Source organism: Pantoea osteomyelitidis (assembly GCF_044342975.1).
Lineage (GTDB): Bacteria > Pseudomonadota > Gammaproteobacteria > Enterobacterales > Enterobacteriaceae > Pantoea > Pantoea osteomyelitidis.
The window spans coordinates 973829-986734 of the sequence record NZ_JBGFSN010000004.1; the positions used below are offsets into that span (position 1 = coordinate 973829).

Consider the following 12906-nt stretch of genomic DNA (forward strand, 5'->3'; position numbering starts at 1 on the left):
GGGTTGCAAAGCGAAGCGATCAACAATGCGAGGGCACTATGTACCACCGTCAACTGCCAGTGGCGCAGCAAAATCCCTTATTGCCGGGTTATCCTTTCAGCGCCTGGCTGGTGGCGGGTCTGACGCCGATAAGCGCCGACGGCCCGCTTGATTTCTTTATTGACCGACCGCTCGGTATGAAAGGCTACATTCTTAATCTCACCATTAAAGGCAAGGGACGGGTTTTCGACGGCGAAGCGGCATTTGACTGCGAGCCGGGCGACATGCTGCTGTTTCAGCCGAAAACTGCCCATTACTATGGCCGATCGCCAGACAGCCCGTGCTGGTTCCACCGCTGGGTCTATTTTCGTCCGCGCGCCTACTGGAACGACTGGCTGCAATGGCAGGATGAGTCGGAAGGCGTCGGGCGGCTGCGGCTGCCGGAAGCGCTGCGCGGCGAGTTCGATCGGCTGTTTGCCAGCATTGAGCAGACCCATAACTCGGGCCGACGTTTTGCGGAAGAGCTGGCGATGAACCTGCTGGAGCGTCTGCTGCTGCGCGCGGTAGAAGAAGATCCGCGCAGCCATCAGCAGATTCGCGATCCGCGCGTGATTGAAGCTTGCCAGTATGTAACGAACCACCTGGCGGGCGAGGTAAAAATTGAAGATGTCGCGCGCCACGTTTGTCTGTCGCCGTCACGGCTGGCGCACCTGTTCCGCGAGCAGATGGGCGTGAATCTGCTGCGCTGGCGCGAAGATCAGCGCGTTATCCGCGCCAAGCTGCTGCTGCAAACCACCCAGGAGCCGATCGCTTCAGTGGGGCGCGAAGTGGGTTATGACGATCAGCTCTATTTCTCGCGCGTGTTTCGCAAACGGGTCGGCGTCAGCCCCAGCGATTTTCGCCGCCGCAGTCTGGATGCGCACGATATGTTGGTAGAGCAGGAGAGCTGGGAGATGCCTCGCAGCGCCATCTCCTGACTTTTCAGGGCATTCCACCTTGTCCTCGTCGGCTGATTCGTCTTAAATCAGTCGGTAAAGCGAACAAGAGGAGTAAGAATGAGCGACAAACTACGGGTTGGACTGGTGGGATATGGTTTCGCCAGCAAAACATTTCATGCTCCACTGATTGCGGGAACGTCTGACATGGAGCTGGCGGCTATCTCCAGCAGCGACGCCGGTAAAGTACAGGCGGACTGGCCTTCGGTAACGGTAGTGGACGATCCTCAGCGACTGTTTGACGATCCCACGCTGCAACTGATTGTTATCCCTACGCCGAACGATACCCATTTCCCGCTGGCGAAAGCGGCGCTGAATGCCGGTAAACATGTGGTGGTGGATAAGCCGTTTACCGTGACGTTGTCACAGGCGCGCGAGCTGGATGCACTGGCGAAAGCCAAAGGCCTGCTGCTCTCGGTATTCCACAACCGCCGCTGGGACAGCGATTTCCTGACGTTGAAATCACTGCTGGCGGACGGGACGCTGGGCGAGGTGCGCTATATGGAGTCGCATTTTGACCGCTTCCGTCCGGAGGTGCGTCAGCGCTGGCGTGAAATGAAAGGGGCGGGTAGCGGCATCTGGTACGATTTGGGACCGCATCTGCTGGATCAGGCGCTTCAGCTATTCGGCTCGCCGGTGGCGATTAACGTCGACCTGGCGGAGCTGCGTTCCGGCGCGCAAACCACCGACTATTTTCATGCCGTGCTGACCTGGCCGCAGCGCCGCGTGGTGCTGCACGCCAGCATGCTGGTAGCGGCGGAAACCCCGCGTTATCAGGTACACGGCACGCGCGGCAGCTACGTGAAATATGGTCTCGATCCGCAGGAGGATCGTCTCAAGGCAGGAGAACGTCCGCCGCAAGAGGCGTGGGGCTATGATATGCGCGACGGCGTACTGACGCTGGTTGAGGGCGAAGTGATGGCGGAGAAAACGCTGCTGACGCTGCCAGGCAACTATCCGGCCTACTACGCCGCTATTCGTGACGCCATTAACGGCAACGGCAGAAACCCGGTAACGGCGGAAGAGGCGATTCAGGTGATGGAGCTGATTGAGCTGGGGCTACAGTCGGCGGAGAAACGGCAGACGCTTTCGCTGAAATAAGCGCTGAAAAACAGAAAAGGCGGGTTAACCAACCCGCCTTTTTTATCGCAGCGCGTTAAAACGCCGCCGCTATCCCGCTACCTTCTGGCGAAGCGCCGCTTTCTCCTGCTCGCTTAAAAAGGCGATGGTCAGGCCATTTTCCTGCGCCTGGCGAATCTCCTCGCGGCTCAGGCCCGCATCCGGGGCGGCCGACTGGTATTCATGTGCCAGCTCTATACCCTGTACCGCAGGATCGTCTGTGTTAATGGTGGCCAGAATACCGTGCTGCAAAAAGCGCTTCAGCGGATGGCGCACCAACGACGAAACCGTGCTGGTCTGAATGTTTGAGGTCAGGCAGGATTCAATGCCAATCCGATGCTCAGCAAGAAAATCCATCAGCGCCGCATCTTCAATCGCCTTCACGCCGTGGCCGATACGCTCGGCGCCCAGCTCACGAATCGCCTGCCAGATGCTCTCGGCACCGGCCGCTTCCCCGGCATGGACAGTGACGCGAAAACCGGCGTCGCGGGCGCGGTTAAAATGGCTGAGGAATTCGCTGCCGGGAAAGCCCAGCTCATCACCGGCCAGATCCACGGCGGTAATGCCATCGCGGTGCGCCAGCAATCCCTCCAGCTCACGCAGACAGGCTTCTTCGCCAAAGGTGCGGCTCATGATGCCAATCAGACGCACCTCGATATCGTGCTGCTCGCAACCCGCCCGGATGCCATCAATCACCGCTTCCACCACGCCCGTTATCGGCAGGTTGTGATTCATCGCCATATAGCCGGGCGAAAAACGTAGCTCCGCATAATGAATGCCGGCGCGCGCCGCATCTTCGACGTTTTCCAGCGCGACACGGCGGCAGGCATCGAGATCGCCCAGCACCTTCACGCCCCAGTCCAGCTTTTGCAAAAAGCTGACCAGGTCGGGTTGCGCTTCAGTGACCTGTACATGAGGACGCAGCGAGTCGAGATCTCCGGCAGGCAGGGCAAGATTAAACTGGCGGCCTAAATCGAGAATGGTTTGTGCACGTATATTGCCATCAAGATGACGGTGAATATCGGTGAGGAGAAGCTTGGGATCGATCATGGCGCACTCGCTTTTTGGAAACAATAAGGTGCAAAGAAGTATAAAAACTTCTTGCGCAACAACGCCAGCAATTTGCGCAAACCTGACGCCGAATGCTGCGAAAATATGCGGAACGTGCCGCTTGTTCTGCTGCCTTTTGTCAAATAAATGTGATATTTCCTCGCGTTACGCTTTCTTTTTTGGCATATGCGTTCCAGGCTTGTTGGGGTGCTTCAACTCGTAACACATACCAGGAGAAAGCTATGTTCCATCATTCATCTAAACTTCAGTTCCCAGTCCGAGTCGAAAAACCCGATCCGGAATTTGCCATGCTGTTACAGCAGGCCATTGGCGGTGTAGAAGGCGAGATTCGTGTAGCAATGCAATATTTCTTCCAGGCGATGGGCGCACGCGGCGACGCCAGAATCAAAGATCTGCTCATCTCTACCGCAACGGAAGAGCTTGCTCATATTGAGATGCTTGGCCATGCGGTCGCACTCAACCTCGAAGGCGCGCCGGTTTCCTATCAGGAAGCTTCGGCAAAAGATCCGGTGGTTAACGCCATTCTCGGCGGTATGAACCCGCGCCATGTGCTCTCATCCGGCCTGTCGGCGATGCCGGTGAACGCGAACGGCGTGCCCTTTGATATGAGCCATATTTACGCTTCCGGCAATATCGCCGCAGACATGCTGGCGAACGTCACAGCGGAAGCGACCGGACGCGTGCTGGCGACCCGTCTGTACAATATGACCGAAGACAAGGGCATGAAAGAGTTCCTCTCATTCCTGATTGCACGCGATACCATGCACCAACAGCAGTGGCTGGCGGTGATTGAAGATATGGGCGGCCTCAGCGCTTCGCTGCCGATCCCGAACAGCTTCCCGCAGTCTGAGGAGGCGCAGGAGCACTCTTACTACTGCCTGAACACCTCGCTGGATAAACCGCTGCCGCAGGGCCGCTGGTGCCAGGGTCCCGCTTTCGACGGCGTGGGCGAATTCACTGCTAAAGAACAGCCGGATATTCTGGGTGAAGAGCCGAATCTGGGCTATGCCCGTCCCGGCTCCGGCGCGCAGTCAGAGCAGATGGGTGGAAGCGTCCCACCGACGCTGAAATCTGAACCCTGATTGAGTTTGGTGTCAGAAAAGGCTGCGCTGAGGCGCAGCCTTTTTCTTTTAGGCTGGCCGTGATTCAGCAGAATGTGACATTAGCGGCAAGAGTAAAATTTCCCGCTTTCAGGACCATGGTCAGCAATTTACAGCGGTAAGACCCTTCTATACTTTCTTTACCCTTGTTGGGTTCCTGGAGGTCACTATGTCAGAACGCCCCGATCCGCTCGATACTTTACCTGGCGATGAGCCGGTGCCGCAAACGCCAGATGACATTATCGATGATGAAGATGATGACTACGACGATGATGATGAGCCATTATCGGATGATGAAACCGGGCCAGACCCAACCAGAGTTATTTGATGCCGCTGACCGCCTTGCACAAGGCGGTTTTTGCTTTCTGCCACAGCTAAGTGATTCCTTTGCTATGCTTTTTTAACTGACAAAGGAGATAAATATGGCGTTAACCGTAGATAAACAGCAGTCACGTGAAGGAGAAACCCTCTACACCGCACGCTGTCTGGAAAAAAGTTATCACTTTGAAATTACCGGTCGCGGCGGCAGCGCTGCCGAAGCGGAGCAGGACTTTCTGGCTAAAATCGCTGAGCTGCGCACCCGGCTCGATGAAGTTTCGCAAATCAGCCAGGCGTCGGCGTAAAACAGCGGGGCAATAAAAAAGCGGCCCGCAGGCCGCCAGGGATGTTGCTCCACGCTTACTGCGGCATCCCTTCGCTGGTCGGCAGGCCGAGCATGTAGCGCGACAGGAACTGATCCAGCGCCATTTTTTCGCTATTCATTGTGACCTGGCCGTTAGCGTACTGCAGGCTGGTAACAATATTGTTATCCTGCTGCTGGGTCAGACGGAACATCTGGCCCATCGCCGCCAGTCCTTTTACCTGCTGATCCGCCAGCTTCTGGGCATCCTGATCCTGATAACCCTCCGCCAGGCCAACGTGGCGCATCACTTCCGTCGCCATTGGCATACTGATGGTCAGCTTGCCGTCCAGGGTTTTCAATACCCGATCAACCATGGCGCTCAGGGTTTGCGGCTCGCCGCTCACGGTAGCGGGATCGTTGAAATTCGCGGTGAGATTAAAGGTACTTTCGCCTTTATCATTTTTCCAGCTCAGCGGGGCGATGCTGACCGAAGGCGAGCCTTTCAGCAATATCGGCAGATTCTTCATCAGAATCTCGTGCATGCCCTGCTGATAACGAATCGGATCGTCCGCCATGCCCTGCTGATTGAGCAGATCCTGTATCTGCACGTTGTAGTTGTCCGAGAAGGTTTTCACTGCCTGACCATCAAATTTCGACAGCTTCATCGCCAGCTTCGCTTCACCGAAGTCCTGATTCTGCAAACGAACATTCCCTACCTGATAATCGATCTGGCCGCCGATTTTGCCCTCATGGTTATCAAACGAGGAGGTGCCGTTCAGCTTCTGCAGGATAAGCGCATCCTGACCATTAATGCTGGCGTTGAGCTTCTCCAGCGCGAGGGTTTGGTCGCCTACGCGCACCCCTTCAGGACTCAGGTGGGTGTTGCCGCTCAGCTTCACGCCGTTCAGGGTAAAGAGCACCGGCAGGCCCATTTCGTTTTTCGTGGTAACCGCCACGCTGTCGATATTGCTCTCAATAGCGACCTTATCGCCGTTGCGGTCTGCGCTGACGTTAATGGTGCCGCCGTTAGTGGCCAGACGCTCGCCGCTCTGCGCATTCTGGTAGTCAACCGGCAGCACGCGCAGCGCCGTATCCGTTGCGCCGCCGTAGCCGATGCGCGTATCCGCCGCGATCAAGGATTTGCCTGCGGTCAGCTCAAATAACCTTTTCACCGCCGGGGTATTGTCCAGTTCGCTATGCACCGACGCCATGCTCGGAATCAGAATAAAACGTTTCAGCTGGGCAAAGGGAAAAGGACCGTGATCGATAGTTTCATTCAGCACCACGCTCTGGCCTGGCTTCAGCAGGGCATTATCTTCCGTTTGCGAGTTGGCCTGAATCACCAGTTTGGTATGGCTGCTGAAGATGCCGCGCTGGTAGTCCTGATAGCTGAGTTTCAGGCGACTGTTTGGCGACCAGGCGTTAAGCCGGGCATTGGCATTTTGCACCAGCTCATCCATATGATTCTCAAGTTGCTTACCGGTGAACCAGGCTACGCCCGTCCAGATAATGCCGAGCGCCACAACCACGCCTGCGGCAATTTTGGTCTTTTTCATCGCTGAGTCGTCCTTATCCATGAATCCGCTTTCGCCGCTGGTCAGAGAGCGGCGGGTGAAGAAAAACGCCCGCGGGCGTTGTTAAGCTAATAGTTTGAAATAATAGCAGTTAACCCACAGAGCGTCAGCCGCTTCAGGATAAGTCATTAAATACGCGCGCCAGGCGACCGCGTCCACTGACAGCAACGGGGGCTTCACTGGCGGCCACGAAGCAGGATTCGCCCGCCCGTAGCGTCAGTTGTTTGCCTTGTTTCGCTACCTGCGCCTCGCCCTCAATGCAAAACAGAATCGCGGCGCTCTGCTGGTCGATCTCCTGCGGCTGCGGCTGCAGGGTATGAATGGCGAAGGCGAAATCCTCTACCGGAACCGGGAAACGTAATATGTCGCCTTGCTGCTCAGCGCGGGTCAGCAGCCGATCGGCAGCAATGGCATGAAACTTCAGGTTCGCCAGCAGTTCGGGGATATCGATATATTTGGGGGTCAGACCGGCGCGCAGCACATTATCCGAGTTGGCCATCACCTCCAGCGCCACGCCGTTGAGATAGGCGTGCGGCGTTTCGGCAAACAGGAACATCGCGTCGCCCGGCTGCAGGGTAATCACATTCAGCAGCAGCGGGGAGAAGAGGCCGGTATCATCAGGATAGACCGCCGCGAGCGCCCGGACGGTATCCCAGGGTTCGCCCTGACGGCCATGACAGACCGCTTTCAGCACATCCAGCGCCAGCGATTTTTCTTCGCCCTGCAGCGACAGCAACGTGCTGAACAACGCCGCGAGGTTCGCTTCATCGCCATGCTCAAGAAAATGGGCAATCTGGCGATGGGCGCCCGCGACTGGCTCCAGCAGAGAAATCATGGAAGGCAGTTCGCGAAAGCCGTTTAATGCCTGAAAAGGCGTCAGGGCATAGACCAGCTCCGGCTTGTGGTTGGCATCTTTGTAGTTACGTTCGGCGGCGGCGAGAGGAATGCCCGCCGCGTTCTCTCTGGCGAATCCCGCTGCTGCCGCGGTTTTGCTGGGATGAACCTGAATCGAGAGCGGTTGCGCCGCGCTAAGCACTTTGAACAGGAAAGGCAGCTCGCCAAAACGGGCAGCGACGGCGGCGCCGAGCATCGCCGCTTTATCTTCAGCAATCACATCGCGCAGCGAACGCGTTTCGCCAGCAATTTCAACGGTGGAGGGGCTTTTTGGATGCGCGCCCATCCAGAGTTCGGCCATCGGCTGTTGGCCAGAGTTGGCGATGCCGTAGAGTTCCGTCAACGCCGTTGTGCTGCCCCACGCATAGTATTGCAGCGGATTGTTCATTTTGTGCATGCTGTGTCCTTGATAACTGTCATTTCCGGCGGTTATTAAAACAGAAATCATCCAGGGAAATACATCAGAAATGTAATAAGGACGACCGGCTCGCATAATGTTAAATTATTGTATGTCACTATCTTGCCCGCCCGGATCACCCCTCGGGAAATCGCGTTGGGCGATCACTAAATAAAACCGAGCTAAAGGAGACGTAGTAATGGCAGCCAATCGCATTGAAAAAGATTCAATGGGGCCCATTGATGTAGCGGCTGATAAATTGTGGGGCGCACAGACTCAGCGCTCGCTGGAGCACTTCCGTATCTCGACAGAAAAAATGCCCACCGCGCTGGTGCATGCGCTGGCCCTGACCAAGCGCGCCGCCGCCACGGTGAATCGCGACTTAGGTCTGCTGCCGGCCGAACGCGCCGATGCGATTGTTAAAGCGGCGGATGAGGTATTGCAGGATCTGCACAGCGAAGAGTTCCCGCTGGCCATCTGGCAGACCGGTTCCGGTACCCAGACCAACATGAACATGAATGAAGTGTTAGCTAACCGCGCCAGTGAAATTCTGGGCGGCGAGCGCGGCATGTCGCGCCTGGTACATCCGAACGATGACGTGAATAAAAGTCAGAGCTCCAACGACGTTTTCCCTACTGCCATGCATGTCGCCGCGGTGATTGCGGTGCGCGAGCAGCTGATTCCGCAGCTCAACGTGCTGAAGAAAACCCTGAGCGAAAAGTCTGAAGCTTTCAAAGATATCGTCAAAATCGGACGTACCCACCTACAGGATGCCACGCCGCTGACGCTGGGCCAGGAGATTTCTGGCTGGGTAGCGATGCTGGAGCATAACCTGAAGCACATTGAGCAGAGCGTGCCGCACCTGGCCGAGCTGGCGCTGGGCGGTACGGCGGTAGGTACCGGTCTGAACACGCATCCGGAATATGCAGTGCGCGTCGCCAAAGAGCTGGCCGAACTCACTAAACAACCGTTTATCACCGCGCCGAACAAGTTCGAAGCGCTGGCGACCTGTGATGCGCTGGTGCATGCGCACGGCGCGCTGAAAGGCCTGGCGGCATCGATGATGAAAATCGCCAACGACGTGCGCTGGCTGGCATCAGGCCCGCGCTGCGGCATCGGCGAAATCGCTATCCCGGAAAACGAACCGGGCAGCTCTATCATGCCGGGCAAAGTGAACCCGACCCAGTGTGAAGCGATGACCATGCTTTGCTGTCAGGTGATGGGTAACGACGTCGCTATTAATATGGGCGGCGCTTCTGGCAACTTTGAGCTGAACGTTTTCCGTCCGATGGTGATCCATAACTTCCTGCAATCGGTGCGTCTGCTGGCGGACGGCATGGACAGCTTTAACCATCACTGCGCCATCGGTATCGAACCGAACCGCGATCGTATCAGCCAGTTGCTGAACGAATCCCTGATGCTGGTCACCGCGCTTAATACCCATATCGGTTATGACAAAGCGGCCGAGATTGCGAAAAAAGCGCATAAAGAGGGACTGACGCTGAAAGCGTCGGCGCTGAAGCTGGGCTATCTTACTGAAGAGGAGTTCGATGCCTGGGTGCGTCCGGAAGAGATGGTTGGCAGCATGAAGCAGTAACGCTTTATGCAGATAATCAACAAGGCCAGCCGATGCTGGCCTTTTTTATCTGCTCAGCAAAGGAGTCCACAGGATGGAGACGCTACCTGTTTTACGCCGTGCGGCGCTCTGGGCATTTATCGCCTTTCTGCTCATTCACAACGACCTTGCCTGGAGCTGGGGCGCGCTGATCACCGGTCTGCTCGGGCCGGCAGGGTACAGCAGCGGCTGGCTGAACGATCTGATGATGCGCCTGCTGCCGTTTATCGCGCTGGCGGCAGGCTGGACGGTGTGGTTAAGGCGTCAGGCGAAGCCGCTACTCCTGACGAGCCAGATGGTGATGATACTGCTCTCGCTGCTGGGCTGGTTTCTGCTTAACCTGACGCTGCAATATCTCAGCGTGCGTTTGGCGCTGCTACGCAGCCACGACAGCATCTGGCCCGGCGACGTGAATGCGTTGCTGCATCAGACCTGGGCGGGCTATTTCAGGGCTACGGCCTGGAAACATGCGCTGGTGCTGATCGCCTGTACCAGCGCTTTGCTGCGCGACGTCAGAACGGCTGATCGCACCAGAGATGCAGACGGGGAATAAGCAGGTAAAGCTGTTCGGCGGCCGGTTTATAGCGGTAGTTAATCGCATCCGCATTGTAATTGAGCAGTTCGCCCAGTACCGGAACCCGGCTGCGATCGCGACACATCACCAGAATCGGGGAAGGGCAGGCGAGCTGGGTCTGCTTCTTCTCATCGGCACGCCAGACGCGGGCGACGGGCTGCACCTTAACGGGCCGCTTGATTTTCAGCCGTACCGAGTCGGGCAGGGATCGCACCAGCGCCAGCTCTTCCTGCACTTTTTCTGCCCACTGCTCCCGTGACCAGGGCGCCTGCGAGCGACCCGCCTTGAGGCTTTTCTCCAGCTTCTCGATGACTTCTTTACGCTGCATGTTCTTGATGATGTTTTTATTCGCCCAGCCGAAGCGCAGGCTGTCCGGCGCATCCACCAGGGTGATAGAGCGGTAGGCATTCAGGGTGATCAATCCGCGCAGGTGCTGATGAACAAATTCGAAACGCGCTTCGCTCGGCAGGCCCGACTCCACGGTAATCATATGTTCCAGCCGCGCCTTCAGGCCGTTGATTTGCGCCACGCGCTGTTCCAGCAGCGCTTGCGCCGCATCGTCGCACTCCAGACACAGCGCGCCGGGCAGGCGAACCGCCGCTTTGGTGCTTAGCTTCTCGGATTGATGCTGAATAAACAGGCGTCGGAAGTGGGTGAGTGCCATGGATCGTGCGGCGCTGCCAAGGTGCTGCTCAACCGCAATCTGGTTGATGGCTTCATGTTCACGGCCTTTTTCCACCTCGGGCAGGCTGAACACGCGGGCAACCAGCAGCGGCAGAGATTCAATATCCTGCTGGAGCTGCGCCAGTTCGCTCTCCAGTTGATTCATGCAGTCATGCATATCGCTAATCAGATCGTAACGCACAGGGATGCTCCATCTAGTTACAACATACCTAATCTGGCATCTCTTTATGCATAATGCAAGTCAGGCATTACAAGAACTTTTATAGTTACAACATGCAAATAATAAACCCTCCAATCAACAATGTGCCCCACCAGAAAGCAAAGCAGTATGAAATTTCTGTCTGGCCATGGCGGTTAGCGGTTTTTCCTTATGTAGTAACATGTTATAAAAAGGCCTTATGTGGTTATCAGGATCGGAACGTGGAGCAACAAACAAAACCCGGCACGCTCGCCATTATTTTGCTGGGCATAGTACAGATTCTGTCGTGGGGCGGTTCCTTTTATTTAATGGCTGTAATGGCTGCGCCGATAGCAAAAGAGACCGGCTGGTCACAGCAGTGGGTCTACGCCGCGCTTTCCACCGGGATTCTGGTTTCGGGTTTGCTGGCACCTCTTAGCGGACGCATTATCGCCCGTTCCGGCGGTCGCCTGTTGCTTGCGTTGAGCGGGGCAGTGATGGCGTTGGGACTGGTGCTGATGGGCATCAGCCATACGCTGACGCTTTTCCTGTTCGCGTGGGTAATTATTGGCATCGGGATGGCGATGGGCCTGTACGATGCGCTGTTTGCTGTGCTGGGAACGATATATGGCGGCTTCGCGCGCGGCGCCATCACTGGCATCACCCTGATTTCCGGCTTTTGCACTACCCTGGTCTGGCCGGGCACCGCCTTGTTGATCCACTGGCTCGACTGGCGCGGCGCCTGTTTCGCCATTGCCGCGCTGCTTTGTCTCACCGTATTCCCCATCTATCTTTACGCCTTGCCTGTGGTGCAGGGCAACGTGCAGAAGCGGGCGCGCGGCGACAAATCGCAGCCGGTCGCCATTGCGCCGCGTTTGTTCTGGTTGCTATGCGCCATCTTTACTCTGGCCTCGGTAATCATGACCGCTATTTCAGTACAGCTGATCACGCTTTTACAGGCCAATGGCTATTCGCTGGCCGCCGCGCTGGGCATCAGCGCTATCCTCGGCCCTTGTCAGGTCGGTTCGCGTATCGTGGATATCGCCTTTAAGCGCGGACATCCCATCTGGACAACTTTTTTTTCCGTGGGATTCGTGGCCATCGGGCTGATACTGCTGGCCATCTTTCCCCATATGGCGCTGCTCAGCATGGTGCTTTATGGCGCAGGAAACGGCCTGCGCGCCATTGTGCGTGGAACTTTACCGCTTACTATGGTCAAACCGGAAGAGTACGCCGTGGTGGTGGGAAGAATGGCGCGCCCGGCTCTGATTGGGCAGGCGCTGACGCCTTTAGCGGGTGGCTATGTTTTTGAAGTGCTGGGTCCGTCCGCCACGCTCTGGCTGCTGTGTGGGCTGGCGGTGGTAAATGTGATGCTGGTTATAATGCTGAAAAAAGCGCTGCCGTCACGTCCGGTGCTGGCATAAGCGGCAGAAAAGGGCGCAACCGTGAAGTTGCTCAAGATAAGCCGAACCGGTTTGGTGAATACGTGCCATCCTGTGCGCTCCGGCTTCTAAAAAGCAACAGTGTTTGTTATATTTATTGCTCAATGCTTATTCACCGCCGCGGTAACAAATACAATAAGATGCGCCGCAACTCAGGAAACAGAAATGCTTGATTACCGCTTCCCGACAGCTTTGCAGATGGTTTTGAGCGTAGCGATGGCGGAGCAGATGGGAAAACGCTCTACCAGTGCCATCCTCGCCTACGGCCTTGAAGCCAATCCCAGCTTTATACGTAAGTTAATGGTTCCGCTAACGCGCGACGGCATTATTGTCTCGACGCTGGGACGAACCGGCTCGATTCATCTTGGTCGTCCGGCCGATCAGATCACGCTGCGTGATATCTATGTCTCCGTGATTGAAGATAAAAAACTTTGGGCATCGCGACCTGACGTCGCGCCGCGCTGTTTAGTCAGCGCCAACGTCTGCTGGTATTTCAAAGCCATTGCGAACGAAGCCGAGCAGGCGTCGCTGGACGTGCTGGAAAAACGCACCGTGGCGGATGCGCTTAACGAACTTAAACAGCGCGACACCAGCAACTGCACACCCTTGCCCGAACCTGACATTGAAGATCTCTGTAAAAAGGGCCGCTGATGCGGCCCTTT

At 56.6% G+C, this 12906-nt stretch carries 13 protein-coding genes; 9 read left to right on the top strand and 4 right to left on the bottom strand.

Annotated features, from left to right (window positions below):
• Nucleotides 1–38 precede the first annotated feature (38 nt).
• Both araC and ABU178_RS09720 read left to right on the top strand, forming a co-directional pair.
• Nucleotides 39–956, top strand: coding sequence for an arabinose operon transcriptional regulator AraC (gene araC / locus ABU178_RS09715; protein ID WP_397214250.1), 918 nt, complete (start codon nt 39–41; stop codon nt 954–956).
• Between the two features lie 78 nt (nt 957–1034).
• Nucleotides 1035–2075, top strand: a complete 1041-nt coding sequence (locus ABU178_RS09720) for an oxidoreductase (protein WP_397214252.1) — start codon at nt 1035–1037, stop codon at nt 2073–2075.
• Between the two features lie 69 nt (nt 2076–2144).
• On the opposite strand, the gene add is transcribed toward ABU178_RS09720, so the two are convergent.
• On the bottom strand, nt 2145–3143 hold the full coding sequence (add, locus tag ABU178_RS09725) for an adenosine deaminase (protein WP_397214254.1): 999 nt from the start codon (nt 3141–3143) through the stop codon (nt 2145–2147).
• Nucleotides 3144–3385: 242 nt separating this feature from the next.
• Between add and ABU178_RS09730 the strand changes: the two genes are divergently transcribed.
• From ABU178_RS09730 to ABU178_RS09740, 3 genes are all read left to right on the top strand, one after another.
• Nucleotides 3386–4246 carry a manganese catalase family protein gene (locus ABU178_RS09730; RefSeq protein ID WP_397214256.1) on the top strand — a complete coding sequence of 287 codons (861 nt, stop codon included), beginning with the start codon at nt 3386–3388 and terminating at the stop codon, nt 4244–4246.
• Between the two features lie 187 nt (nt 4247–4433).
• A complete protein-coding gene (locus ABU178_RS09735; RefSeq protein WP_397214257.1) occupies nt 4434–4592 on the top strand; it encodes a hypothetical protein in 159 nt (52 codons plus the stop codon).
• A gap of 94 nt (nt 4593–4686) precedes the next feature.
• Nucleotides 4687–4887: a hypothetical protein gene (locus ABU178_RS09740; RefSeq protein WP_397214258.1), complete on the top strand. Its 201-nt coding sequence runs from the start codon at nt 4687–4689 to the stop codon at nt 4885–4887.
• 55 nt (nt 4888–4942) lie between these two features.
• On the opposite strand, the gene ABU178_RS09745 is transcribed toward ABU178_RS09740, so the two are convergent.
• Together ABU178_RS09745 and manA are read right to left on the bottom strand one after the other, a co-directional pair.
• Complete coding sequence (locus tag ABU178_RS09745) at nt 4943–6442, bottom strand: YdgA family protein (RefSeq protein WP_397214259.1); 1500 nt, start codon at nt 6440–6442, stop codon at nt 4943–4945.
• Nucleotides 6443–6575: 133 nt separating this feature from the next.
• A complete protein-coding gene (gene manA, locus ABU178_RS09750; RefSeq protein ID WP_397214260.1) occupies nt 6576–7751 on the bottom strand; it encodes a mannose-6-phosphate isomerase in 1176 nt (391 codons plus the stop codon).
• A 199-nt stretch (nt 7752–7950) separates the two neighbouring features.
• Here manA and fumC point away from each other — a divergent pair, with 199 nt between their 5' ends.
• Together fumC and ABU178_RS09760 are read left to right on the top strand one after the other, a co-directional pair.
• Complete coding sequence (fumC, locus tag ABU178_RS09755; RefSeq protein WP_397214262.1) at nt 7951–9348, top strand: class II fumarate hydratase; 1398 nt, start codon at nt 7951–7953, stop codon at nt 9346–9348.
• A 73-nt stretch (nt 9349–9421) separates the two neighbouring features.
• Complete coding sequence (locus ABU178_RS09760) at nt 9422–9919, top strand: hypothetical protein (protein ID WP_397214264.1); 498 nt, start codon at nt 9422–9424, stop codon at nt 9917–9919.
• Here ABU178_RS09760 and tus read toward each other — a convergent pair.
• Nucleotides 9879–10781: a DNA replication terminus site-binding protein gene (gene tus, locus ABU178_RS09765; RefSeq protein WP_397215762.1), complete on the bottom strand. Its 903-nt coding sequence runs from the start codon at nt 10779–10781 to the stop codon at nt 9879–9881. The two genes, ABU178_RS09760 and tus, sit on opposite strands and share 41 nt — an antisense overlap.
• Before the next feature lie 263 nt (nt 10782–11044).
• Between tus and ABU178_RS09770 the strand changes: the two genes are divergently transcribed.
• Both ABU178_RS09770 and ABU178_RS09775 read left to right on the top strand, forming a co-directional pair.
• Nucleotides 11045–12226, top strand: a complete 1182-nt coding sequence (locus ABU178_RS09770; protein ID WP_397214266.1) for an MFS transporter — start codon at nt 11045–11047, stop codon at nt 12224–12226.
• A 183-nt stretch (nt 12227–12409) separates the two neighbouring features.
• Nucleotides 12410–12895 (top strand): RrF2 family transcriptional regulator, encoded by a 486-nt coding sequence (locus tag ABU178_RS09775; RefSeq protein ID WP_397214268.1) that lies wholly within the window; start codon nt 12410–12412, stop codon nt 12893–12895.
• Nucleotides 12896–12906 lie beyond the last annotated feature (11 nt).

Coding starts and splice junctions, on each gene's coding strand:
- ABU178_RS09760 (WP_397214264.1), top strand. CDS start 9,422: ATGGAGACGCTACCTGTTTTACGCCGTGCGGCGCTCTGGGCATTTATC.
- araC (WP_397214250.1), top strand. CDS start 39: ATGTACCACCGTCAACTGCCAGTGGCGCAGCAAAATCCCTTATTGCCG.
- ABU178_RS09740 (WP_397214258.1), top strand. CDS start 4,687: ATGGCGTTAACCGTAGATAAACAGCAGTCACGTGAAGGAGAAACCCTC.
- ABU178_RS09735 (WP_397214257.1), top strand. CDS start 4,434: ATGTCAGAACGCCCCGATCCGCTCGATACTTTACCTGGCGATGAGCCG.
- ABU178_RS09775 (WP_397214268.1), top strand. CDS start 12,410: ATGCTTGATTACCGCTTCCCGACAGCTTTGCAGATGGTTTTGAGCGTA.
- tus (WP_397215762.1), bottom strand. CDS start 10,781: ATGCATGACTGCATGAATCAACTGGAGAGCGAACTGGCGCAGCTCCAG.
- ABU178_RS09730 (WP_397214256.1), top strand. CDS start 3,386: ATGTTCCATCATTCATCTAAACTTCAGTTCCCAGTCCGAGTCGAAAAA.
- ABU178_RS09720 (WP_397214252.1), top strand. CDS start 1,035: ATGAGCGACAAACTACGGGTTGGACTGGTGGGATATGGTTTCGCCAGC.
- manA (WP_397214260.1), bottom strand. CDS start 7,751: ATGCACAAAATGAACAATCCGCTGCAATACTATGCGTGGGGCAGCACA.
- fumC (WP_397214262.1), top strand. CDS start 7,951: ATGGCAGCCAATCGCATTGAAAAAGATTCAATGGGGCCCATTGATGTA.
- ABU178_RS09745 (WP_397214259.1), bottom strand. CDS start 6,442: ATGAAAAAGACCAAAATTGCCGCAGGCGTGGTTGTGGCGCTCGGCATT.
- add (WP_397214254.1), bottom strand. CDS start 3,143: ATGATCGATCCCAAGCTTCTCCTCACCGATATTCACCGTCATCTTGAT.